Below are 22,297 nucleotides of genomic sequence, written 5' to 3'. Positions count from 1 at the left end.
ATCAGTCGATCCGCTCCACATAGACGCGGATGCGGCCGCCGCAGGACAGGCCGACTCGCCACGCGGTCTCGTCGGCCACGCCGAATTCGAGGATGCGGGGCTTGCCCTCCGCGATCACGTCGAGGGCGTCCGCGATCACGGCGCCCTCGACACAGCCGCCCGAGACCGAGCCGAGGAAGCTCCCGGCCTCGTCGATGACGAGGTGGCTGCCCACCGGTCGCGGGGCCGAGCCCCAGGTCTCGATCACCGTGGCGAGCGCCACCCCGCGCCCCGCGCGCCGCCACGTCTCGGCGGCGGCCAGGATGTCGGTGTCGGAGGAGAGCATGGATCCAGGCCTTGTGATCCCGAAAGCCGCGACGGGTCCGGGTCTCCCGCAGGTATGGCGTGCCGGGGCCGGCGCAAGGTGAGAGCGCCGCCCCAGGCCGCTGCCCGCCGGCTTCGATACGTCCCGGACGCGGAGCTGTCTCCCTCGGATCGTCTCTGATGCTCCGTCGTGGCCGGTCCCTCAGACCGTTTGCGCGTGCCGGTGCTGGGGCCGGTTCGCAGAGTCGCTGGTCTCGCTGGACGCAGGCGCCGTGCCGAGGGAGGGAGCTTGGCAGGTCCGGTTCCGTCCGGTTGCCTTGGCTTCGTAGAGCGCGGCATCGGCGCGGCCGAAGAGATCCGCGGGTCTCCCGTGCGGGGCTGTGGCGAGGCCGATGCTCACGGTCACGGCCTCGGCGCCGATCCCGGCGCTGCCGATGGCGAGGGCCGCCACCTCGGCGTGGATCTTCTCCGCGATGCGGAGGGCACCGTCCGCGTCGGTGCTGGGCAGAAGCAGGGCGAACTCCTCGCCGCCCACACGGGCGACGAGGTCGTCGGGCCGGTGGACGCTTGCCGACAGGGCGCCGGCCAGCGCCCTCAGCACCGTATCCCCCACGGCGTGGCCGTAGCGGTCGTTGTAGCGTTTGAAGTGGTCGGCATCGACGATGAGGAGCGAGAGCGGCTCGCTCCCAGCCCGGAGCCCGTCGAAGGCCTCCGCCAGGGCATCCTCGAAGCGGCGGCGGTTGGCGAGCCCGGTCAGGGCATCGGTGTGGGAGAGCCGGGCCAGTTCCGCCTCCACGGCGGCGCGGCGTCGAAGCTCCCGGCCGAACAGCAGCGACAGTCCGATGGTGAGCCCGCACAGGACCAGCACCACCGCACCGATCACCAGGGCCCGCACGCGCCACTCGGCCTCGATCTCCTGCGTTGCCAGGGCGACGTTGAGAATGAGCGGCAGGTCGCCGACCTGGGTGAAGGTGTAGAAGCGCTCGATGCCGTCGCGCACGGAGATGGCGACCGCACGGCCGCTCCTCGCGCCCGCGAACAGCTCGAAATTCTGCGTGCCCGCGATGTTCGCGCCGATATCGCTGGCGATGGACGGGTAGCGGGTGATGCGCGTGCCGTCGCGGCGGTAGAGGTTGATGGCGCCGAGCCGTCCCAGTTCGAGCCGCTCGAACAGCCGGTCGAAATAGGAGAGCGAGAGGCTGGCGAGCACCAAGCCGCCGAAGGAGCCGTCCGGCTTGTCGATCCGGCGGCTCAGCACAATGATGCTGTTTCCGCCCAGACGCGAGACCAAGGGCTGACTGATGTGGAGCCCGAGCTTGGGGTCGGCCTTGTGGGCCTGGAAGTAGGCGCGGTCCGCGTTGTTCAGCCGGCGGGCGGGCCAGCCGGCCGCATCGATCACGCTGTCCCCATTCTCGTCGAGGACGAGCATCACGCCGAGATCCTTGGCGCTGGCCGCGCGGTCGAACAGGATCAACTGGCGCAGTTCCGGGGTCGCCTCCGCCACCCCCGGAGCCTGTAGATTGTCGATGACCGCCTGGAGCGACAGGTCGATGATCTCGACGTTGCGCGCGATGTCGCGCTCGACCACCTGAAGCAGGTTCCGCGAGGTCTGCTCGGCTCTTTCCCACGCGTCCCCGCGCATCTCGATGAGCATCACGCCCGAGACCGCGACCATGCCGATGGGCGCGAGGACTCCGAGGACGATCCAGGTGCGGGCCGACCGGAGCCAGGATGCGACGCGGCGCGGCGAACCCATTCTCATGCGGCTCCCTGGATCAGCGCCCTATTTCGCGGCCTTTGTCCGGTCAAAAGCTGAATATTGCCTTTAGAAGATCGGTCCAGAGCGGGACTTGTCGGGTCTGGCACCGGTACAGCGAAGGAACATGCGTGAGTACAGGGGCATGGATCTGGTCCGCTCAGGTCGGCGTTCCGATCGCGTCGCAGCGGAATCCGCCGTAGCCGCCGCGGGCGAGGCGGGAGGCCAGGGCCGGCAGGAACAGAGCCGCCTCCTCGGCGAGCCGCCAGGGCGGGTTGATCACGATCATCCCGGTGCCCGCGAGGCGGGTGCCGTCCGGCCGGTCGATCATGAGATCGAGGCGCAATCCGGGGCGCCCCAGATCCTGGTCGAGGCCCTGCGCCATGCGGTCGATGGCTGCGGCATCCTTGATCGGGTACCAAGCGAGGAAGATTCCGGTCGGCCATTTCCGCACCGCCTTGGCGAGGTGGAGGCCCAGGCGCGCGATCTCCCCGGGCACCTCGTAGGGCGGGTCGATCAGCACGAGCCCGCGCCGCTCGGGCGGCGGGATCATCGCGTTGATCGCCGTCCAGCCGTCGAGATGCACCACCTTGGTGCGGGAATCCCGGTTGTAGCGCTCGCGCAGGGTCTCGACATCGACCGGGTGCAACTCGACGAAGACGCCGCGGTCCCCTGGGCGCAGGGCCTCGCGGATCACGGCCGGCGAGCCCGGATAGACGGTGTCGCCGTGGCGCGACCGCACCGCCGCCACCGCCGCCCGGTAGGGTTCGAGGAGGCCCTCCACCGCTTCCGGGAACGGCGCGTCGAGCCGGCCCCAGCCTTCGCGCCACTCGCCGGTGCGCTCCGCCTCGTCGGCGGTCAGGTCGTAGAGGCCGAGCCCTGCGAAGGCGTCGATCGCCCGGAAGGCGGTGGGCTTGAGGCGGAGATGCGCCAGAACCCGCGCCAGCACGAGATGTTTGAGGACGTCGCAGAAATTGCCCGCGTGGAAGGCGTGCCGGTAGTTCATGCGGGCGGTCTGATGTCTCTCACGGATCTCCCGCCGATCGGAAGGTCGTGACGTGCCCTTACACGAAGTCGCGCCGTCCCGCAGGCACGGGAGCACCGGCGCGTGGGATCAGCGCCCGGCGCCGACCGTGACGGTCCCGGCGCGGCAGTTCTGCCGGGCGAGCTCGGGGCAGGGGGTGAAGCCGCGCAGGTCCTTGGAAAAGCAGATCCGCACCTCCTGCAGCGCGCCGCGCGCGCAGGCGACCTGCATCATGTCAGGGCGCAGGCCCCGGTTCGCCGCGACGAACAGGCGGGCGATCTCGATCGGGGCCATGCGCCGCTCGGGACCGCCGCCCTTCAGATCGTCCGGGATCGTCACCGCCTCGCGCGCGTCGCGGGCGGCACGGAAATAGGCGGCCGGGTCGAGGCCCGAGCAGGTGCCGTGCTTGCGCCACTCGTAGCGGGCGAGGCCCTCGCTCGGATAGACCGTGCCCGCCACCTCCATCGCCTGCCGAGTGGGCGCGCGCTCCACCGCCGAGCAGTTCTGCGGATAGCCACGCTCGAATTGCGGCCAGAGCCCGTGCACCACGAAGCCGAGGCCGCGGCCGGACGCGCATTGCCGCGCATCGGGCCGGTCCGCCGTCTCGCAATAGGTCGGCGACCAGGACAGGGCGAGGACGTAGAAGTCGAAGGCGCCCGGCCGGTCGCTGCGGCTGAAGCCGCCGTAATCCTGCGCCCTTGCTGCCGCGGGCAGCAAGCCGAGCAGGCAGGCGGCCGCGCATCCGAATCGTCTCAAGATCCCGTCCCGCATGACCGTCCCCCCGAAAGGTCGAAGCGTGTGGGTGTGCCGCGATCCTACGGCCGCGCCATGCGGCAGGCGGTGGCGTAGGCGTAGCTGAGGTCGCGGTCGAGGCCGTGGATGCAGAACTCGACGCCCCAGGTCGAGCCGATGATGCCGAGGTTCTCGCGGACCGAGTAATCGACCTTGCGGCGCACGCCGTCCGAGGTGGTGGCGGTCGCCGAGCAGAAGCGGCGCGGGATGTAATCGAGGCCGTAGGGCCGCCAGGCGGTGCGCTCGATCCGGTCGAAGGCCACGATGGTGAGCGAGGAGTTCCAGAACTTCGCTTCCTTCTCGGCGAACTGGTCCGAGACCTTCTCCAGCACGCCCGGATCCTGGCAGCCGGGGATGTTCGCGTCGTAGGGGAAGGTGTGCTCCTCGGCGGGCTCGATCTCCTCGCGGGCCGAGCGGGCAAGCGCCGGCTGCAGGGCGGCCAGCAGCATCAGGCCGGCACCGAGGGCGGCGGGGAGCCGGCGCGACTTCGCGGCGATGGGCGACATGGGCGGACTCGTACGCTCGGATTCCTGAATCCGGAGGACGATGAACCCGGCCGGCCCCGAGTCAAGCCGCGGGCGCCGGCCGAGGTCGATTCCCGTGGCGGTGCGGCAGGGGGGTCACATCGCGCGCCCCGATCCGTCGGCGATGACGCGAGCGCGCCGCCTGCCGGCGCGATGCCGCGGCGATGTCAGTAGAGCGGACCCGGCGAGGCGCCCGGCGGGCTGATCGACAGCGGCATGGCATCGGGCTCGAAGGCGCTCCGCGGCGGGGCGGCGCGCGGGGGCGCTGGCCGCGGCGGCACCGAGGCGTAGGCCGCCGGGGCCTGATGCAGGGCGGGCTCCTGCGGACGGGCCGGGGCGCGGGCCACCTGCGTGGCCGCGCGGTTCTGCGACATCGGCGTCACGCCGTAGGGATCGTCCTCCTCGACGTCGATCGGCGCCTGGGGCGGGGCCGGCTGACGCGGCGGCGGCAACGGCCGCGAGGGCGTGCGGCCCTCGGCGCCGAGCTGCGGCGTGAACTTGATCAGCGGCTGGCAGATGCGGCGCAGGCCCCGCGGATCGTGTCGGGCGAGGTCCACGTGGATGTGGTCGTAGTGGAAGACGTTCGACCCCGGCGCCAGCACGGTGGTGAAGCGCTGGCAGGCGCCCAGGAAGACCTCCCGCAGGAAGCCCTGCTCGGCCTCGGTGCCGCGCCAGCCGCCCTTCACGGTGATGACGTAGCCGTCCGCCAGCTTGAAGGACATGATATCCACGGCGTTGCCGAAGGAATGCTCGGAGAGCTTGGCGCCGGGCTGGTTGTTGCGCCCGCGGCAGGCATAGGAGCCGGCATTGATCTCGGCGACGGGCTGGCCGAAATACAGCTCGGCTGCCGGTTGGATCGTGTCGGCGAGCCACGCCTCGGCCTCGGAGAGCGCCGGGCAGCCCAGGGTCATGCGCTGCTTGAGCGCGACGGTGCCGCCCGCCAGCCGCGTCACCCGGAAGGGCTGCTGCATGCCGCAGGGGCCGGGCCCGTCGATTTCCTTGACCGGGATGATGAACTCGGTCGGGGTCACGAGCTTCTTGGACAGGCAGATCTGCTCCGCCTGATCCCGCCATGGGTCGCGCCGCTCGAACTTGTTGAGCGCACAGCCCGTGAGCCCCGCGCCGGCCAGCGCCAGGGCGGAGAACGCAATTACGCTACGCCACATGGCGCGGAGAATGCGCAGCTCTCCGTAAAGCCTTCGTCAACGTTGCCCCGGCGTTGACAGGATCGGTCGGGGCCGGACAGACCGAGCCATGCTCTCGCTTCTCGACATCCGCTCCCGCATCGAGGCCGGCCAGCTCACGCCGGCCGGCGCCATCGACCTCTGCCGCGCGGCGATCGCCGCCCGCGACCCCGGGATCGGCGCCCTGGCGAGCCTGCGCGCGGAGGCGGCCGTCCCGGAGACGGGGCCGCTCGCCGGCATCGCGGTCGGCGTGAAGGACATCATCGACACCGCCGACATGCCGACGCAGATGGGCTCGCCGATCTATGCCGGCTGGCAGCCGAAGGCCGATGCCGCGGTGGTGGCGCGCCTGCGACGGCTCGGCGCCGCGATCCTGGCCAAGACCACGACCTCGCCCTTCGCCAGCGCCGACCCGACCCAGACGCGCAACCCGCACGATCCCGGCCGCACGCCGGGCGGCTCCTCGGCGGGCTCGGCCGCGGCGGTGGGCGCGGGCCTGCTCCCCCTGGCCCTCGGCACGCAGACGGCGGGCTCGGTGATCCGGCCCGCGAGCTTCTGCGGCTGCGCCGCGATCAAGCCCTCCTTCCGCCTGCTGCCGACGGTGGGCGTGAAGACCTTCTCCTGGGCGCTCGACACGCTCGGCCTGTTCGCGGCCGGCACGCAGGACCTCGCCTACGCGCTGGCCGTCCTCGCCAACCGCCCGGAGATCGCGGGCGCTGCGGTCGCGGCGCCGCGCATCGGCCTCGTCCTGCAGGATTTCGCGGGCGAGGCCGAGCCGGAGGCGCGCGCCGCCCTCGAGGCCGCCCGGCGCGCCGCCGAGCGGGCCGGTGCCCGCGTCGACGACCTGATCCTCCCCGAGCCGATGCCGGAGGCCTGGACGCGTCAGCGGGTGATCCAGGACTACGAGGCGGCCCAGGCCCTCGGCTGGGAATATGCGACGCATCGTGCCGCCCTGTCCGAGCAGCTCGGGCAGCATCTCGACGGGGCACAGGCCATCCCGGCTTCCGCATACGACGCGGCGCGCCGCGCCGCCCACCATGCCCGCCGGGCCCTGAAGGACCTGTTCTCCGATTACGACGCGCTGCTCACCTTCTCGGCACCCGGCCCCGCGCCGCAGGGCCTCGCCTCGACGGGCGACCCGCGCTTCAATCGGCTCTGGACCCTGATGGGCGTCCCTTGCGTGAACGTGCCGGTGCCGGGCGGCCCCCTGCCGGTCGGCGTGCAGGTGATTGCCCGGTTCGGCGATGACGGCCGCGCGCTTGCCGTGGCGCGGCTGATCGAGGAGGCGCTGGCGCGGCAGTGATCAGCGGTCCTTGGACTCTCCGAGCACGTCCTCGACGTAGATCTGGTCGAGCATCACCTTGATCACCGCCATGAGCGGCAGGGCCAGCGCGATGCCCCAGAGGCCGAAGATCACGCCGAGCAGGAGCTGGCCGGCGAAGATCGTGGCGGGCGGGATGTCGAGGGCCCGCTTCTGGATGAAGGGCGTGAGTCCGTAGCTCTCCAGGGTCTGGACCGCGAGGTAGACGCCGAGGGCGCCGAGCACCGCGTTGGTGCCCGAGGCGAGGCTCGCGAGCAGGATGACGACGCCCGCGACGAGCGGCCCGATCGTCGGCACGAAGGCGAGCAGGCCCGCCTGCAGCCCGAGGATCAGCGCGCCGCCGATCCCGAGGAAGGCGAGGCCGGCCCAGGTGCACAGGAAGATCACCGCCATGGTGAGGAGCTGGCCGAACAGCCAGTGGCGCAGGGTTTCGCCCGCCCCGTCGAGGACGGCGGCCCCGCGCGGGCGCCTACGCGGCGGCACGAAGCGCAGCACGCCGTCGCGGTAGCTGCCCGGATCGGCCGCGAAGGCGATGCCGAGGAACACGATCACCGCGATGTTGCCGAGGGCGTTGAACAGGCCGAGCACCACGGCCGCCGCCGGCCCGAGCACGTTTCCGGCATCGGACAGGAGCGAGCCCGGGCTCTTGAGGATGCCGGCGGCCAGCCCCTGGAGGCCGCCGGACTTCTGCCCGTCCTTGGCATCGGAATCCGGCTTGCCGCCCTCGCCGCCCTGGCCGGGGAAGGGCACGTCGATGCCGCGCTGGGCGAGCCAGTCGCGCACCGTGCCGGCCTGCGCGCTCACCGTCTGGCCGAGGTCGCGGCCTTGCTGGGCGATGGTGGCGCCGCCGATGCTCGCCAGGCCCGTGGTGCCGGCCGCCAGGGCGAGGCAGACGGCGGTGAGCCGCAGCCAGCGCGGGAGGGGGAAGACGTGCCCGAGCCCCCGGGTCAGCCCGTCGAGGAAGACGCCGAGCAGCACGCCCGAGAAGATCAGGAGCAGGGTGTCCGCCGCCCGCCAGGCGAGCGCGAGCAGGACGCAGAAGCAGACCACGCCGATGCCGGAAAGCGCAAGCGGCCGTGCTCCCCGCCAGGGGCCGACCGGCGGCCCGCCCGCATCCGTTCCGTCGGCGCCCGCCGTCTGTGCTGCCACGTTCGCCGCCATGTCCGTCCCGGTCTCTGCCGCCATGCCCGTCCCTTGCCTGCCGCTCAGGCCCAACGGGCTGCGGCCGCGTCGTCGGCCTCCGCCGCCTCGACCCAGCCGCCCGTGGTCCCGTCGGCGAGATGCTCGCGCTTCCAGAACGGCGCGCGGGTCTTCAGGTAATCCATCAGGAAGCTCGCCGCCTCGAAGGCCGCGATCCGGTGGCTCGACGCCACGATCACCAGGACGATCCCGTCGCCCGGCGCCACCAGCCCGTGCCGGTGGATCACCCGGACCGCGTGGAGCGGCCAGCGATCCTGCGCCTCGGCGACCACGCGCCCGATCTCGGCCTCGGCCATGCCGGGATAGTGCTCCAGCTCCAGTCCGGTGAGCCGCCCGCCCTCATCCCGGCACAGGCCGGTGAAGGTGACGACCGCACCCGCCCGGCCGCCATGCGCGGACTCGACCCGGGCGATCTCGGCGGCCACGTCGAACGGGGCGGCCTGAATGCTGACGAGCGACGGGTCCGGCTGCGGGGCGGGCGGCGTGCCTGCTGGCGAGTCTGGCGGCATGGCGGGTCGGGACTCCTGACAGGGGAGGGGGCCTCGCGGCCCGGCACGCGGTCCCGTGCCTGACACCCACCTCCCGGGGGTCTATATGGCACCGCAGGACGGCACGGCAGGTGCTCCCGTGCGCGACCCGCGCGGGATTGCCCTCCGGCGCCGAAAAGCGTCGCCGCGCCGGGCCGGCGCGGAACTGCATCGAGGACGACCCCGTGAGCCCCGACCTGATCCTGCCCTACGAGGGCGTCCTGCCGGTTTTCGCGAGCCGCCCGGTCTGGTGCGGCCGGGGCAGCACGGTGATCGGCGCCGCGACGATCGGTGCCCAGGCCTGGATCGGCGACGATGGCGTCATCCGCGCCGACGGCCAGAGCGTCACGGTGGGCGAGCGGTTCTGGCTCGGTCACCGCTCGACCGTGCACATCGCCACCTTCACCCACGGCACCCTCTGCGGCGACCGGGTGACGGTCGGCCGCAACAGCGTGGTCCATGCCTGCACGGTGGGCTCGGACGTGGTGATCGAGGACGACGTGGTGATCCTCGATGGCGCGGCGATCGGCGACGGCGTGGTGATCGAGGCGGGCTCCACCGTGTTCCCGCGGGCCGAGCTGCCCGCTGGCTTCGTCTATGGCGGCACGCCCGCCAAGCCGCGCCGGCCGATCGAGCGGGCCGAGGTCGCCGAGCGGGCAGAGCGCCTGCGCGAGGGCATGGGCGAGGGCACCGCGCTGCCCGCCGCGCCGCCGGAGGTGGACGAGACGGTCTTCGTCGCCCGCACCGCGCGCCTGCGCGGCCGCGTCAGCCTCGGCGCCGGATCGAGCGTGCTGTTCTCCTGCGACCTCCATGCCGAGGTCGGCCCGATCGTGGTCGGCGCCGACACCAACATCCAGGACAACACGGTCATCCGCAGCCGGGCCGAGGGCGTGGTGATCGGCCGCGACACCACGATCGGCCACAATGTGCGCATCGGCGATTGCCGCATCGGCGCGCGTTGCCTGATCGGCATCGGCGCATCGATCGCGCCCGGCACGGTGATCGCCGACGAGGTCATGCTCGCGGCCGGCGCCACCACCGATCCCGGTCAGCTCTTGGAGGGCGGCCATCTCTGGGGCGGACGCCCGGCCCGCATCCTCGGGCCTCTCGATGCGGACAAGCGCGCCATGATGGCCCGCATCGTCGAGGGTTACTGCAAGCATGGGCGGGAGTATCGCGTGGCGCAGGCCGAGGCGGAGTAGAGGGTGCTGCTTCGAGCCCGCGCGAGGAGACCGAGACCGGCCTGACAGAGCCCGGAGGCTGTCACCGCGCTCCGGCGCGCACCTTGTCCGCGTGTTGCGACGCACGCTATGGACGGCGCCGGTTGCGGCATCCGGATTGCCTGGAGGCCGCCAGGAAGGCCCGCTCTAGAGGCCCTGGCTCAGGAAGGCGCACGGATCATGGCGAAGATCAAGGTGGCGAACCCGGTCGTCGAGCTCGACGGCGACGAGATGACCCGGATCATCTGGGCGGAGATCAAGAACAAGCTCATCCACCCCTATCTCGACGTCGATCTGGAGTACTACGACCTCGGCGTGGAGCACCGCGACGCCACCAACGACCAGGTCACGGTCGATGCCGCCAACGCCATCAAGCGCCACGGCGTCGGCGTGAAATGCGCGACCATCACCCCCGACGAGGCGCGGGTGAAGGAGTTCGGCCTGAAGGAGATGTGGAAGTCGCCCAACGGCACGATCCGCAACATCCTCGGCGGCGTGATCTTCCGCGAGCCGATCATCTGCAAGAACGTGCCCCGCCTCGTCCCCGGCTGGACGCAGCCGATCGTGGTCGGCCGCCACGCCTTCGGCGACCAGTACCGCGCCACCGACTTCAAGGTCCCTGGCAAGGGCCGTCTCTCGATCAAGTTCGAGGGCGAGGACGGCACGGTGATCGAGAAGGAGGTCTTCAAGTTCCCCGAGGCCGGCGTCGCGATGGCGATGTACAACCTCGACGACTCGATCCGCGACTTCGCCCGCGCCTCGCTGAACTACGGTCTCAACCGCAAGTACCCAGTCTATCTGTCGACCAAGAACACCATCCTCAAGGCCTATGACGGGCGCTTCAAGGACCTGTTCCAGGAGGTCTACGAGAACGAATTCAAGTCGCGCTTCGACGCGCTCGGGATCGTCTACGAGCACCGCCTGATCGACGACATGGTCGCCTCGGCGCTGAAGTGGTCCGGCGGCTATGTCTGGGCCTGCAAGAACTATGACGGCGACGTGCAGTCGGACACCGTCGCGCAGGGCTTCGGCTCGCTCGGCCTGATGACCTCGGTCCTGCTCACCCCCGACGGCCAGACCGTCGAGGCCGAGGCCGCCCACGGCACGGTCACCCGCCACTACCGCGAGCACCAGAAGGGCAAGGAGACCTCGACGAACTCCATCGCCTCGATCTTCGCCTGGTCGCGCGGCCTCAGCCACCGGGCCAAGCTCGACGACAACGCGGCGCTCGCCAAGTTCGCCACCACGCTTGAGACGGTCTGCATCGACACGGTCGAGGCGGGCTTCATGACGAAGGATCTCGCCCTCCTCGTCGGGCCGGACCAGAAGTGGCTCTCGACCACCGGCTTCCTCGACAAGGTTGACCAGAACCTCAAGGCCGCGATGGGCGCCTGAGCGCCCTTCGACTCACGGGACGACAACGAGACGGGGCCGGCGGTGCGAACCGCCGGCCCCTGTCCGTTCAGCCTCGGAGTCTGGCCGTCCTACGCCGCGCGGACGGTGGTGAGGAAGCGGGTGACCTCGGCGTTGAGGTGCTCGGACTGGCGCGACAGCTCCGAGGCCGCACCCAGCACCTGCGCAGCGGCCGCCCCGGTCTCCTCGGCGGCCTGGGCCACGTTGGCAATCGTCGTCGTCACCGCGCCCGCGCCGGTGGCGGCCTGGGCGACATTGCGCACGATCTCCTGCGTCGCCGCGCCCTGCTCCTCGACGGCGGTGGCGATCGAGGTGGCGACGCCGCTGATCTCGCGGATGCGGCCGGCGATCCCGGTGATGGCCTGGACCGCCTGGTTCGTCGCCCCCTGGATCTGGCCGATCTGCTGGCTGATCTCGTCGGTGGCCTTGGCGGTCTGGTTGGCGAGTTCCTTGACCTCGGCGGCCACCACCGCGAAGCCGCGCCCGGCTTCCCCGGCGCGCGCTGCCTCGATCGTGGCGTTGAGGGCGAGCAGGTTGGTCTGGCCGGCGATCTGCGAGATCAGCGCCACCACGTCGCCGATCTTGGAGGCGGCCTGGGCGAGATCCTGCACGAGCCCGACGGTGCGGTCGGCATCCGACTCGGCGGCGTTGGCGAGGCCCGCCGAGCCGTCGACCTGCCGGCTGATCTCGTCGACCGACGCGCCGAGCTGCTCGGCCGCCGCGGCCACCGTGTTCACGTTGGCCGCGGCCTCGTTCGCCGCGCCCGCCACGGTGGTGGACTGGCTCGCGGTCTGCGTGGCGGTGCCGGCCATGCTCTGAGCCGTGGCCTGAAGCTCGGTCGCCGCCGCGGTCACGCCGCCGACGATGCCGCTCACCGCGCGCTCGAAGCCATCGGCCATCTCGCGCATCGCCGCCTTGCGCTGTGCCTCGGCGCCCGCGCGGGCGGTGGCCGTCTCCGCCTCGAGCGTCCGCATGCGGATCAGCCCCTCCTTGAAGACCTGCATCGCCGCGGCGATCGTGCCGATCTCGGTCCGGGCGCCCTGATGGGGGATCGCGACGCCGGTGTCGCCGGCCGCGAGCGCGTTCATCGGCGTCACCACCGAGGCGATGTCGCGGCTGATCGAGCGGATGATCAGCGCGCCGAGCAGGATCGCCACCAGCATCGCGCCGAGGCCTGCCGCGACGAGGATCGTGCGGGTCTGCGCATAGGTCGCCGCCCCGTCGGTCTCGGCCTGAGCGGCGCCGGCATTGTTGAGGGCCACGATCGCGTCGAGGGCCGTGGAGGCGGCCCGGCGCGGGGCCACGCCGCGCGTCTCGTAGAGCGCCAGCGCCTCGGCCTTGTGACCCTCGCGCGACAGGGTGAGAATCCCCTCGACCGCCGCGGTGAAGTCGCCCCAGCTGCGGGTGAAGGTCGCGTACTGGGCGCGCTCCTCGGCCGAGCTGATCAGGGGCTCGTAGGCGCGGCGCGCTTCGTCGAGCTTGCGTGCGCGCTCCACGAGATCCTTGTCGATGCTCGCGAGCATCTTCGGCTCGCTGGTGAGGATGTGGCGCAGCACGCTGGTCGTGTAGCGCCCGGTGAGCGCGTCGACCTGGGCCGCGGTGCGCACGCTCGGCAGCCAGTTGGTCTGCACGTCGAGCAGGAGGCCGTTCACCCGCGCGGTGCTGGCATAGCCGATCCACGCCAGGCCGGCGACGAAGAGCAGGAGCGTGCAGAACGCGGCCGTGAGCTTGGCACGGATCGTCAGGGAACGGGGGATCATGGCGGGCCTCGCGCGACCGGGTGTGCAGGTCGGGGCCGGTCGCCCGGGATGTTTCACCCGCAGATGGTTAAGGCCGGATCTACCGGGTTGCAGTTTAGGTCAGGATGCGTGGGCAGGTGGCAGGAAACACCCGGTCCGCGGCTGCGCCCGCATATGACACCCATGCGGCGTAGGGGCTCGATTCCGGGCGGCGGAGCGTTTAACGCGGCGCAAACGCTCTTCGACATTCGGATCCCGCGATGATCTCATCCCCCCTGATGACCGTGATGGTCGATGCCGTGCGCAAGGCGTCGCGCGGCCTGCGCCGCGATTTCGGCGAGGTCGAGAACCTGCAGGTCTCGCGCAAGGGGCCGGGCGACTTCGTCTCGGCCGCCGACCGGAAGGCCGAGGAGGTGCTGCGCGACGCCCTGATGAAGGCGCGGCCCGGCTACGGGATGGTGCTGGAGGAGAACGGCACGATCGAGGGCACGGACAAGAGCCACACCTGGCACATCGATCCTCTCGACGGCACCGCCAACTTCCTGCACGGGATCCCGCATTTCGCGATCTCGGTGGGGCTGGAGCGCGAGGGCCAGATCGTGGCCGGCGTGATCTACGATCCGGTCAAGGACGAGCTGTTCGTGGCCGAGCGCGGCAAGGGCGCCTACCTCAACAACCGCCGCCTGCGCGTCTCCGGCCGCAACGACATGGCCGACGCGGTGGTGGCCTACGGCACGCCCTATCTCGGCCGCGGCAACCATCCGCGCCTGCTGCGCGAGGTCGGTGCCGTGATGGCGGTCTCCGGCGGCACCCGGCGCATGGGTTCGGCGGCCCTCGACCTCGCCTACGTCGCCTGCGGGCGCCTCGACGCGTACTGGGAGCGCGATCTCCAGACCTACGATTTCGCGGCGGGCGTCATCCTGGTGCGCGAGGCCGGCGGCTTCGTCACCGCGGCGGACGGGGCGGCCGAGCCGCTCGCCACCCGCTCGGTCTGCGCGGGCAACGAGACCCTGCAGCGGGAACTGCTCGCCATTCTGAAGAAGGTTCAGGCCTGAGTTCCGATTGGCAAGCCGCCGCACGGTCTGCTTTAACGCGACCGTCTCAGAGGATGTCCTGATGGAAGCCCGCCGCCACGTCGCGCTCAAGGAATCGATCCGCTCGATTCCCGACTACCCCAAGCCCGGCATCATCTTCCGGGACATCACCACCTTGCTCAGCGACCCGCGCTCCTTCCGGCGCGCGGTCGATTCGCTGGTCCACCCCTTCGCGGGCGGCCGGATCGACCAGGTGGCGGGCATCGAGGCGCGCGGCTTCATCCTCGGCGGCGCGGTGGCGCATCAGCTCTCCACCGGCTTCGTGCCGATCCGCAAGAAGGGCAAGCTGCCGCACAAGACCGTGTCGATGGCCTACGCCCTCGAATACGGCACCGACGAGATCGAGATCCACGTCGACGCGGTGAAGGCGGGCGACCGCGTGATCCTGGTGGACGACCTCATCGCCACCGGCGGCACGGCGACGGCCGCGGTGAACCTGCTGCGCGGCATGGGTGCCGAGATCGTCGCCGCCTGCTTCGTCATCGACCTGCCGGAGATCGGTGGCGCGCAGCGCCTGCGCGACCTCGGGGTTCCGGTGCGGACCCTGATGGAATTCGAGGGGCATTGAGCCGGTCTCGCGGGGATTTCGCGCCCGCTTCCGGCGCTCGCGGCCCGATCGTCCCGGTCTTGCCGGCCGCGGCCGGAGGGGATGCGTTTCCGATTTCTCCAGCGGAGTGGGCGTTGTAGATCTGAAGACGCACGACCTGATTCGGTCGTGCGTTCGAGGTCGCATCCCGATGTTCCGCCATCTTGCGGTCGCCCTGATGGGAGCGACGCTCACCGTCATCGCCGCGTGGCGCCTCCTCGGACACGGCGCCTTCCTGCTCGCGCCGCTCGGGGGAAGCATCGCGAGCCTCGCCCTCGGGGGCGTGCTGCTCCTGCGCGGGCGCGGCCGGATCCCGGTCGGCAACGCCTGAGGGGCGGTCCGCGCGCCGCCCAGTCTCGGTGTCCGGAACGTTGACTTGAGAGCACCCTTCCGCCATAAGCCCGCCAATCGCGTCGGCGCGCCCTATCCGGGCGCCCTTCGCGTTTGCAGACACTCTCCAGGACGCGTGAAGGTCGGGCGCGGCATCAGCCGTCCGCGAACGCGCCTCGACCTTTGAAGGCTTCGCCATGAAGAGAACCTACCAGCCGAGCAAGCTCGTCCGTAAGCGCCGTCACGGCTTCCGCGCCCGCATGGCCACGGCCGGCGGCCGCAAGGTGATCGCCCGCCGCCGCGCACACGGCCGCAAGCGCCTGTCCGCCTGAGGCGGACCCTTCGCGGCGTCCGCTTGGTCGGGCGCCGGCGACCATCGAGGCCAGCGGGGTCGGATCGGCGATGTCGACGATCGAGCGGCTCAGGCGGCGGCCCGATTTCCTGGCGGCGGCCGACGGGCGCCGCTTCCACACCGAGCGGATGACGGGACAGGGCCGCCTGCGTGAGGCCGGCTCCGAGGAATCCGGAGCTCTGCGTGTCGGTTTCACCATCACCAAGCGGGTCGGGCACGCCACGGAGCGCAACCGGATCCGCCGCCGCCTGCGTGCGGCCGTGGCGGCGGTGGCCGCCGACCTGCCCGTCGTGCCGGCCGATATCGTGCTGATCGCCCGCCGGCCTTCCCTCGATGCCTCCTTCGATGCGCTGAAGGACGATCTGCGCCGCGCGGTCTCCGCCGTCGTCAGGCCGCGTGCGCCCGATGCCCCTGCGCGTCGCCCCGGCAGCGGCCGGGGCCGGGGCAAGAGAACGGACAAGGCCTCCGGCCCTGGCGGATCTCAGGCCCAACCCACACCTTCCCGGCGCGAGGCGGAATCCCCACCCGCGTCCGGATCTCTTTCGCAATCCCTCTCGAACGCGTGCGGCGGTGTCCCCGATGGGCAATGACAAGACGAACATGTTCGTGGCGATCGCCCTGTCGCTCGTCGTGCTGCTCGGCTGGAACTACTTCGTCGCCGCGCCGCGCGTGGAGCAGCAGCGCCAGGCTGCCGCGCAGAACCAGGCGGTGCAGGCTCAAGCCCCGGGCGTGACCCCGGACGGCATCCCGTCTCCGGCTCCCAAGGAGGGCGGCCCCGCCGCGCCGGTGCCCGGCACCGCGCCCCAGGGCGTCGTCCCGCGCGCGGCCGCGATCGCCGCCTCGCCGCGGCTCCGCATCGAGACCCCGGCGCTCACCGGCTCCGTGGCGCTCAAGGGCGGTCGCATCGACGACGTGAAGCTGAAGAACTACCACGAGACCGTGGACGACAAGAGCCCGGAGATCGTGCTGTTCTCGCCCGCCGGGACCGAGACGCCCTACTATGCCGAGTTCGGCTGGGTCGGCCAGAATGCCGGCCCGCTGCCCACCAACGAGACCGTCTGGACCGCCGATGGCGAGGTGCTCTCGCCCGGCAAGCCGGTGACGCTGACCTACGACAACGGCGCGGGTCTCGTCTTCCGCCGCATCCTGGCGGTCGACGACAAGTTCATGTTCACGGTCCGCGACGAGGTCGAGAACAAGGGCTCGGGCGCCGTGACGCTCTATCCCTACAGCCTCGTCTCGCGCTGGGGTAAGCCGCATACCCAGGGCTACTACGTGCTGCACGAGGGCATGATCGGCGTGCTCGGCGGCGACGGCCTGCAGGAATACACCTACGACCACCTCGCCAAGGAGCCGGCCTATGGCAGCCCGAACACCAAGGGCAAGGCGTGGTCGAACGTGACCGGCGGCTTCGTCGGCATCACCGACAAGTACTGGGCCGCCGCCGCGATCCCCGACCAGGGCATGCCCTATACGGGCGCCTTCACCGAGCGGTCCGACGGCGCGACCAAGGTCTATCAGGCGAGCGTGCGCGCCGACGGGCGCAGCGTCGAGCCCGGCGCCACCGCCACCTCCACGCAGCGCCTGTTCGCGGGCGCCAAGGAGGTCAACACCATCAACGCCTACGAGAAGAATCTCGGTATCAAGCAGTTCGATCTGATGATCGACTGGGGCTGGTTCCACTTCATCACCAAGCCGATGTTCCGGGCGCTGGACTTCTTCTTCCACCTGTTCGGCAACTTCGGCGTCTCGATCCTCGTCGTCACGCTGATCCTGAAGATCTTCTTCCTGCCCATCGCCAACCGCTCCTACGTCTCCATGGCCAAGATGAAGGCCGTGCAGCCGGAGATGGCCTCCATCCGTGAGCGGTACAAAGACGATAAGATGAAGCAGCAGCAGGCGATGATGGAGCTGTACAAGAAGGAGAAGATCAATCCGGTCGCCGGCTGCTGGCCGGTCCTGATCCAGATTCCGGTCTTCTTCGCGCTGTACAAGGTGCTGTTCATCACCATCGAGATGCGGCACGCGCCGTTCTTCGGCTGGATCCAGGATCTGGCCGCGCCGGATCCGACCAGCATCGTCAACCTGTTCGGTCTGCTGCCCTTCCCGGCGCCGGACTTCATCCATCTCGGCATCTGGCCCATCATCATGGGCATCACGATGTTCGTGCAGATGAAGATGAACCCCGCGCCGCCGGACCCGGTCCAGGCGCAGATCTTCACCTTCATGCCGATCATCTTCACCTTCATGCTGGGCTCGTTCCCGGCGGGTCTGGTGATCTACTGGGCCTGGAACAACCTGCTCTCGGTGATCCAGCAGTACATCATCATGCGCCGCAACGGCGTGAAGGTGGAGCTGTGGGACAACCTGAGGGGTACGTTCCGCCGCGGCTCGACCGGCAAGAACGCCGCGGCCAAGAGCTGATCGGCAAGAGCTGAGACGGACCGAGCACGGGATCGACACCGCCGTGGACCAGACGGATCAGGACAGGGAGGCCGGCCTCGTCGAGGCCGGCCGCCTGCTTTTCGCGGGCAATGCCGACTTCTACGCGGCGGCGCAGACCCTCGAGCGGCTGCCGCCGATGGAGGATGTCGAGATCGCCTTCGCCGGCCGCTCGAATGTCGGCAAGTCGAGCCTGATCAACGCGCTCACCGGCCGCAACACGCTGGCGCGCACCTCGCACACGCCGGGGCGCACGCAGCAGCTCAACTTCTTCAAGGTGGGCAAGCATCTCAGCCTGGTGGACATGCCGGGCTACGGCTACGCCGCGGTCGAGAAGGCCAAGGTCGAGGCCTGGACGCATCTCATCCACGCCTACCTGAAAGGCCGGGCGAACCTCGCCCGCGTCTTCGTGCTGATCGATGCCCGCCACGGCCTCAAGAGCCTCGACACCGACGTGCTCGACGGCTTGGACAAGGCGGCGGTGAGCTACCAGATCGTGCTGACCAAGGGCGACGCGCTCAAGAAATCCGAGGTCGAGGCGCGGCTTCGCGGCATCGAGGCGGCACTCGCCAAGCGCCCGGCCGCTTTCCCGCAGATCCTGCTCACCTCGAGCCGCGACGATCGCGGCGTGCCCGAGCTGCGCGCGGCGGTGGCCAAGCTCCTGGAGGAGCGCGGTCTGCCCGTGCGCGCCGGATGACCGGCCTCGACCGTCTGATCCTGGCGCTGGCCGCCCTCGCCGGCGGTCTCGGCGTCGCGGCCTCGGCCGCTGCGGCGCACGGGGCCGGCACCGACGCGCTGAAGACCGCGGCCCAGTTCCTGCTCTTCCACGCCCCGGCGATCCTGGCGCTCGTCGGGCTCGGCGGAGCCGGGCTGACGCACCGCCTCGGGACGCGGATCGCTGCCGGGCTTCTGCTCCTCGGCCTCGTCCTGTTCAGCGGCGACCTGTCCCTGCGGGCGCTCGCGGCTCAGCCGCTCTTCCCGATGGCCGCGCCCCTGGGGGGCACGGCGCTGATGCTCGGCTGGCTCATGGCCGCCGTGGCGGTGCTTATCCCGCCGCGTCGCTGAAGGCGTCCGGATAGGCGAACAGGCCGGGCGAGCCGCCGGTCATCACGAACAGCACCGTCGAGCCCTGCGGATAGAGGCCGGCCGCCACGTCGCGCAGCAGGCCGCCGAAGGCCTTGCCGCTGTAGACCGGGTCGAGCAGCATACCCTCCGAACGCGCCATCAGCCGCACGGCGGCGCGCATGGCGTCTGTGGGGATGCCGTAGCCCGGACCGCGCGGATGCCCGTCGACCAGGATGTCGTCGGCCTCCACCCGGGTGCCCGGCTGAAGCAGGTCGAGGGTGGCGTTCGCCTTGGCGAGCACCTCGGCCTTGGCGGCCTCCTCCTCGGCGAGCACGGCGTAGGACTTGGCGAGCTTCGGATCACGGCCGAGGGCCTTCAGGCCCGCGACGAGCCCGGCATGGGTGCCGGCGCTTCCGTTCGGCACCACGATCTGCGCCAGGTCCAGGCCCTTGGCCTCGACCTGGGCCATGATCTCGGCGGCGCAGGCCGCGTAGCCGAGGCAGCCGACCGGGCTCGAGCCGCCGGAGGGGAAGGTGTAGACCGTGCGGCCCTCGCCGCGCAGCGCGTCCGCCCGCGCCTCGGCTGCCGCGAAGCTGTCGGCCTCGCCCGGCAATTCGTGGACCTGTGCGCCGAACAGGTCGTCGAGGAAGCGGTTGCCGTTGCCCGTATAGGCCGCCTCCTCGCGCGGCACGCTGCGGGTGAGGAACAGCTCGCATTTCAGGCCGTTGCGGGCCGCCGCCGCTGCGGTCAGCCGGGCATGGTTCGATTGCAGGGCGCCGACCGTGATCACCGTGTCGGCGCCGCTGTCGCGCGCGGCGCCCAGCAGGAATTCGAGCTTGCGCAGCTTGTTGCCGCCGCCGCCGAAGCCCGCGAGGTCGTCCCGCTTCACTAGGATCTGCACGCCGTTCAGCGCGGCGCCGAGTTCCCGCGTCAGCCCGGCCAGGGGCTCGATCGGTGTGGGAAGGCCGAGCAGCGGCAGGCGGGGAAAGCGGGCGAGGTCGAGATCGGTCATGCGGCGAAGTGGCCGCCTCGGCCTCCTCCTGTCAATGTCCCGTGTTCATTCGGCCGCCGGCAGGGCCTCGCTGCGGGCGATCCGGCCCTTGCCGCGGGCCGTCTCGTCGAGCGCGTCGGTGAACTGGAGGGCGGCGAGCTGCGCGTAGAGCGCGCCCTCGGCGAGCAGGCTCTCGTGGGTGCCCTCCTCGACGATCCGGCCCTCGTCGAGGACGAGGATGCGGTCGGCGGCGCGGATCGTGGCGAGCCGGTGGGCGATGACGAGGGTGGTGCGCCCGGACATCAGCGTGTCGAGGGCCTGCTGCACGGCGCGCTCGCTCTCGGCATCGAGGGCGGAGGTCGCCTCGTCGAGGAGCAGGATCGGCGCGTCCTTCAGGATGGCCCGGGCGATGGCGATGCGCTGGCGCTGGCCGCCCGAGAGCGTCACGCCGCGCTCGCCGATCGGGGTGTGGTAGCCCTGCGGCAGGGCGCGGATGAAGCCGTCGGCATGGGCGAGCTCGGCGGCGCGGCGCACCGCATCCTCGTCCGCCTCGGTGCGGCCGTAGCGGATGTTCTCCATCACCGTACCCGAGAACACGGTCGGGTCCTGCGGCACCAGCGCCATGCGGGCGCGCAGATCCTCCGGATCGACCCGGGCGACGTCGATGCCGTCGACGAGGACCCGGCCGGCCTGCGGGTCGTAGAAGCGGAGCAGGAGCTGCAGCACCGTGCTCTTGCCGGCGCCCGAGGGGCCGACGAGCGCGATGCGCTCGCCCGGCGCGGCGTGGAAGCCCAGACGATCGAGGGCGGGCCGCCCCTCGCGGGTGGGATAGGCGAAGGAGACATCGTCGAAGGTGACCGCCCCGCGTGCCGGCACGGGGAGGGCGAGGGGCTCGGCCGGCCGGCCGATCGCGGGCTCGGCCGCGAGGATCTCGGCGAGGCGCTCGGCGGCGCCGGCCGATTGGGCCATCTCGCCATAGACCTCGGAGAGCTGGCCGAGGGCGCCCGCGCCGAACACCGCGTAGAGCACGAACTGCGAGAGCTGGCCCGCGCTCATGGTGTGGGCGAGCACGCCTTGGGCGCCGTACCACATCACCCCGACCACGCTCGACGAGATCAGGAAGATCGCGACCCCCGTGAGCAGCGCCCGTCCCTGAACCGAGGCGCGGGCGGCGGCGTAGGCCTCCTCCGAGGCTTCCGCGAATCGGGCCGCGGTGGCCTCGGCCCGGCCGAAGGCCTGCATGGTGCGCACGGCCCCGACCGCCTCGGCGGCGTAGGCGGAGGCGTCGGCGAGCCGGTCCTGCGCCGCCCGCGAGCGGCGCCGCACGCCCCGGCCCGACAGGATCAGCGGGAAGACGATGAGCGGGATCGCGGCGAGCACCAGAACCGAGAGCCAGGGGCTGGTGATCACCATCATCGCGACGGCGCCGATGAACAGGAACAGGTTGCGCAGGAGGATCGAGATCGAGACGCCGAAGACCGCCTTCACCTGCGTCGCGTCGGCCGTCAGGCGCGAGACGATCTCGCCCGACTGGGTGCGATCGAAGAAGGCTGGATCGAGCACGGTGAGCCGCCGGAACACCGCGCTGCGCAGGTCCGCCACCACGCGCTCGCCGAGGGTCACCACGGTGTAGGTGCGCGCCGCGCTCGCGACCGCGAGCACGGCCACCACGCCGAGCAGAGCCAGGAAATAGGCGTCGATCACGCCGGAGCCGGCCTCGGAGAAGCCGTGGTCGATCACCCGGCGCATCGCGATCGGCACCACCAGCGTCGCCGCGGAGGCGGCCAGCAGCGCGACGAAGGCCGCGAGGATGCGGATACGGTAGCGGGCGGCGAAGGGCAGCAGGGGACGCAGGGCGCTCAAGGGGGCCTTGCCGCGTTCCTCGGATGCGCGTTTCGACTTAGCGGCCATGACGCTCCATCGTCGTCCGTCGTTCCCTCGTCGTCGCGCTTGTTCGCGGACGGAGCCTGCGGTATACGCGCGGCCTCATCCGATTGCGCGTGTTGAATGGCCGCGGGCCTCTGAGACGGGCCGGTCGGCGTTGCACGAGCCGTTGCCATGAACTCCGGGTTCATTGCAACAATTCCAAAATCGAACAGGTGTCCGCCCCGTGAGGCGGCGGGGGCTGCGGCACCCGCCCGAATCAGGGGCCGGTGAAGGACTGAGGATCATGGCGAAGGACGCGGCCGCGAAGGCCAAGGGGACTGAGCACCCCGACTACCACTTCATCAACGTCGTCATGACGGACGGCAGCTCGTACAAGACGCGCTCGACCTACGGCAAGGAAGGCGACACGCTGAACCTCGACATCGACCCGCTCACCCATCCGGCCTGGACCGGCGGCGAGCAGAAGATGCTCGATCGCGGCGGCCGCGTCTCGCGCTTCACCTCGCGCTTCGGCAACCTGCGCGGCCGCGGCTGACGCCCGCGCCAC

Annotated in this window: 23 protein-coding genes; 12 read left to right on the top strand and 11 right to left on the bottom strand. The window is 71.1% G+C overall.

The window, feature by feature from the left end; all coding sequences use genetic code 11:
* Position 1: 1 nt before the first annotated feature.
* The 6 genes from MET9862_RS15340 to MET9862_RS15315 form a co-directional block, all read right to left on the bottom strand.
* Positions 2 to 325: an XdhC family protein gene (locus tag MET9862_RS15340; RefSeq protein WP_142583779.1), complete on the bottom strand. Its 324-nt coding sequence runs from the start codon at positions 323 to 325 to the stop codon at positions 2 to 4.
* A gap of 180 nt (positions 326 to 505) precedes the next feature.
* Positions 506 to 2,059, bottom strand: coding sequence for a sensor domain-containing diguanylate cyclase (locus MET9862_RS15335; RefSeq protein ID WP_142583778.1), 1,554 nt, complete (start codon positions 2,057 to 2,059; stop codon positions 506 to 508).
* Positions 2,060 to 2,219: 160 nt separating this feature from the next.
* Complete coding sequence (locus MET9862_RS15330) at positions 2,220 to 3,065, bottom strand: 23S rRNA (adenine(2030)-N(6))-methyltransferase RlmJ (RefSeq protein ID WP_142583777.1); 846 nt, start codon at positions 3,063 to 3,065, stop codon at positions 2,220 to 2,222.
* 108 nt (positions 3,066 to 3,173) lie between these two features.
* The gene (locus MET9862_RS15325; RefSeq protein ID WP_142583776.1) at positions 3,174 to 3,854 is read right to left on the bottom strand and encodes a ribonuclease T2 family protein; all 681 of its coding nucleotides are present in this window, start codon (positions 3,852 to 3,854) and stop codon (positions 3,174 to 3,176) included.
* Positions 3,855 to 3,898: 44 nt separating this feature from the next.
* Positions 3,899 to 4,324 (bottom strand): hypothetical protein, encoded by a 426-nt coding sequence (locus tag MET9862_RS15320; RefSeq protein ID WP_373322010.1) that lies wholly within the window; start codon positions 4,322 to 4,324, stop codon positions 3,899 to 3,901.
* Between the two features lie 242 nt (positions 4,325 to 4,566).
* On the bottom strand, positions 4,567 to 5,565 hold the full coding sequence (locus tag MET9862_RS15315) for an extensin-like domain-containing protein (protein ID WP_142583774.1): 999 nt from the start codon (positions 5,563 to 5,565) through the stop codon (positions 4,567 to 4,569).
* A gap of 88 nt (positions 5,566 to 5,653) precedes the next feature.
* Here MET9862_RS15315 and MET9862_RS15310 point away from each other — a divergent pair, with 88 nt between their 5' ends.
* Positions 5,654 to 6,886, top strand: coding sequence for an amidase (locus tag MET9862_RS15310; RefSeq protein WP_142583773.1), 1,233 nt, complete (start codon positions 5,654 to 5,656; stop codon positions 6,884 to 6,886).
* On the opposite strand, the gene MET9862_RS15305 is transcribed toward MET9862_RS15310, so the two are convergent.
* Positions 6,887 to 8,065, bottom strand: a complete 1,179-nt coding sequence (locus tag MET9862_RS15305) for an AI-2E family transporter (protein ID WP_142583790.1) — start codon at positions 8,063 to 8,065, stop codon at positions 6,887 to 6,889.
* Between the two features lie 44 nt (positions 8,066 to 8,109).
* Positions 8,110 to 8,613, bottom strand: a complete 504-nt coding sequence (locus MET9862_RS15300; RefSeq protein ID WP_142583772.1) for a molybdenum cofactor biosynthesis protein MoaE — start codon at positions 8,611 to 8,613, stop codon at positions 8,110 to 8,112.
* A 203-nt stretch (positions 8,614 to 8,816) separates the two neighbouring features.
* Between MET9862_RS15300 and MET9862_RS15295 the strand changes: the two genes are divergently transcribed.
* The gene (locus MET9862_RS15295) at positions 8,817 to 9,833 is read left to right on the top strand and encodes a gamma carbonic anhydrase family protein (RefSeq protein ID WP_142583771.1); all 1,017 of its coding nucleotides are present in this window, start codon (positions 8,817 to 8,819) and stop codon (positions 9,831 to 9,833) included.
* A 198-nt stretch (positions 9,834 to 10,031) separates the two neighbouring features.
* Positions 10,032 to 11,246: an NADP-dependent isocitrate dehydrogenase gene (locus tag MET9862_RS15290; protein ID WP_142583770.1), complete on the top strand. Its 1,215-nt coding sequence runs from the start codon at positions 10,032 to 10,034 to the stop codon at positions 11,244 to 11,246.
* A gap of 89 nt (positions 11,247 to 11,335) precedes the next feature.
* On the opposite strand, the gene MET9862_RS15285 is transcribed toward MET9862_RS15290, so the two are convergent.
* On the bottom strand, positions 11,336 to 13,024 hold the full coding sequence (locus MET9862_RS15285) for a methyl-accepting chemotaxis protein (protein ID WP_142583769.1): 1,689 nt from the start codon (positions 13,022 to 13,024) through the stop codon (positions 11,336 to 11,338).
* Between the two features lie 239 nt (positions 13,025 to 13,263).
* On the opposite strand from MET9862_RS15285, the gene MET9862_RS15280 reads away from it, so the two are divergent.
* From MET9862_RS15280 to MET9862_RS15245, 8 genes are all read left to right on the top strand, one after another.
* Positions 13,264 to 14,058 carry an inositol monophosphatase family protein gene (locus MET9862_RS15280; protein WP_142583768.1) on the top strand — a complete coding sequence of 265 codons (795 nt, stop codon included), beginning with the start codon at positions 13,264 to 13,266 and terminating at the stop codon, positions 14,056 to 14,058.
* Between the two features lie 61 nt (positions 14,059 to 14,119).
* Positions 14,120 to 14,665 (top strand): adenine phosphoribosyltransferase, encoded by a 546-nt coding sequence (locus MET9862_RS15275; RefSeq protein ID WP_142583767.1) that lies wholly within the window; start codon positions 14,120 to 14,122, stop codon positions 14,663 to 14,665.
* 169 nt (positions 14,666 to 14,834) lie between these two features.
* Positions 14,835 to 15,014 carry a hypothetical protein gene (locus MET9862_RS15270; protein ID WP_142583766.1) on the top strand — a complete coding sequence of 60 codons (180 nt, stop codon included), beginning with the start codon at positions 14,835 to 14,837 and terminating at the stop codon, positions 15,012 to 15,014.
* Positions 15,015 to 15,210: 196 nt separating this feature from the next.
* Entirely contained in the window at positions 15,211 to 15,345 is a 135-nt protein-coding gene (gene rpmH, locus MET9862_RS15265) for a 50S ribosomal protein L34 (protein WP_007558110.1), read from the top strand.
* Positions 15,346 to 15,415: 70 nt separating this feature from the next.
* Positions 15,416 to 15,955: a ribonuclease P protein component gene (rnpA, locus tag MET9862_RS15260; protein WP_142583765.1), complete on the top strand. Its 540-nt coding sequence runs from the start codon at positions 15,416 to 15,418 to the stop codon at positions 15,953 to 15,955.
* Positions 15,945 to 17,789, top strand: coding sequence for a membrane protein insertase YidC (gene yidC / locus MET9862_RS15255; RefSeq protein WP_142583764.1), 1,845 nt, complete (start codon positions 15,945 to 15,947; stop codon positions 17,787 to 17,789). Before rnpA ends, yidC begins: the two co-directional genes overlap by 11 nt.
* Positions 17,790 to 17,832: 43 nt before the next feature.
* Entirely contained in the window at positions 17,833 to 18,504 is a 672-nt protein-coding gene (gene yihA / locus MET9862_RS15250) for a ribosome biogenesis GTP-binding protein YihA/YsxC (protein ID WP_142583763.1), read from the top strand.
* The gene (locus tag MET9862_RS15245; RefSeq protein WP_142583762.1) at positions 18,501 to 18,872 is read left to right on the top strand and encodes a DUF423 domain-containing protein; all 372 of its coding nucleotides are present in this window, start codon (positions 18,501 to 18,503) and stop codon (positions 18,870 to 18,872) included. Before yihA ends, MET9862_RS15245 begins: the two co-directional genes overlap by 4 nt.
* On the opposite strand, the gene MET9862_RS15240 is transcribed toward MET9862_RS15245, so the two are convergent.
* Together MET9862_RS15240 and MET9862_RS15235 are read right to left on the bottom strand one after the other, a co-directional pair.
* Positions 18,853 to 19,884 (bottom strand): D-cysteine desulfhydrase family protein, encoded by a 1,032-nt coding sequence (locus MET9862_RS15240; RefSeq protein ID WP_142583761.1) that lies wholly within the window; start codon positions 19,882 to 19,884, stop codon positions 18,853 to 18,855. The two genes, MET9862_RS15245 and MET9862_RS15240, sit on opposite strands and share 20 nt — an antisense overlap.
* Before the next feature lie 45 nt (positions 19,885 to 19,929).
* Positions 19,930 to 21,774, bottom strand: a complete 1,845-nt coding sequence (locus MET9862_RS15235) for an ABC transporter transmembrane domain-containing protein (RefSeq protein WP_142583760.1) — start codon at positions 21,772 to 21,774, stop codon at positions 19,930 to 19,932.
* 259 nt (positions 21,775 to 22,033) lie between these two features.
* Here MET9862_RS15235 and rpmE point away from each other — a divergent pair, with 259 nt between their 5' ends.
* On the top strand, positions 22,034 to 22,285 hold the full coding sequence (rpmE, locus tag MET9862_RS15230; RefSeq protein WP_142583759.1) for a 50S ribosomal protein L31: 252 nt from the start codon (positions 22,034 to 22,036) through the stop codon (positions 22,283 to 22,285).
* Positions 22,286 to 22,297: the final 12 nt, after the last annotated feature.

The organism is Methylobacterium symbioticum, from assembly GCF_902141845.1.
Classification (GTDB): Bacteria; Pseudomonadota; Alphaproteobacteria; order Rhizobiales; family Beijerinckiaceae; genus Methylobacterium; species Methylobacterium symbioticum.
This window is presented reverse-complemented; position numbering and strand designations above follow the sequence as displayed.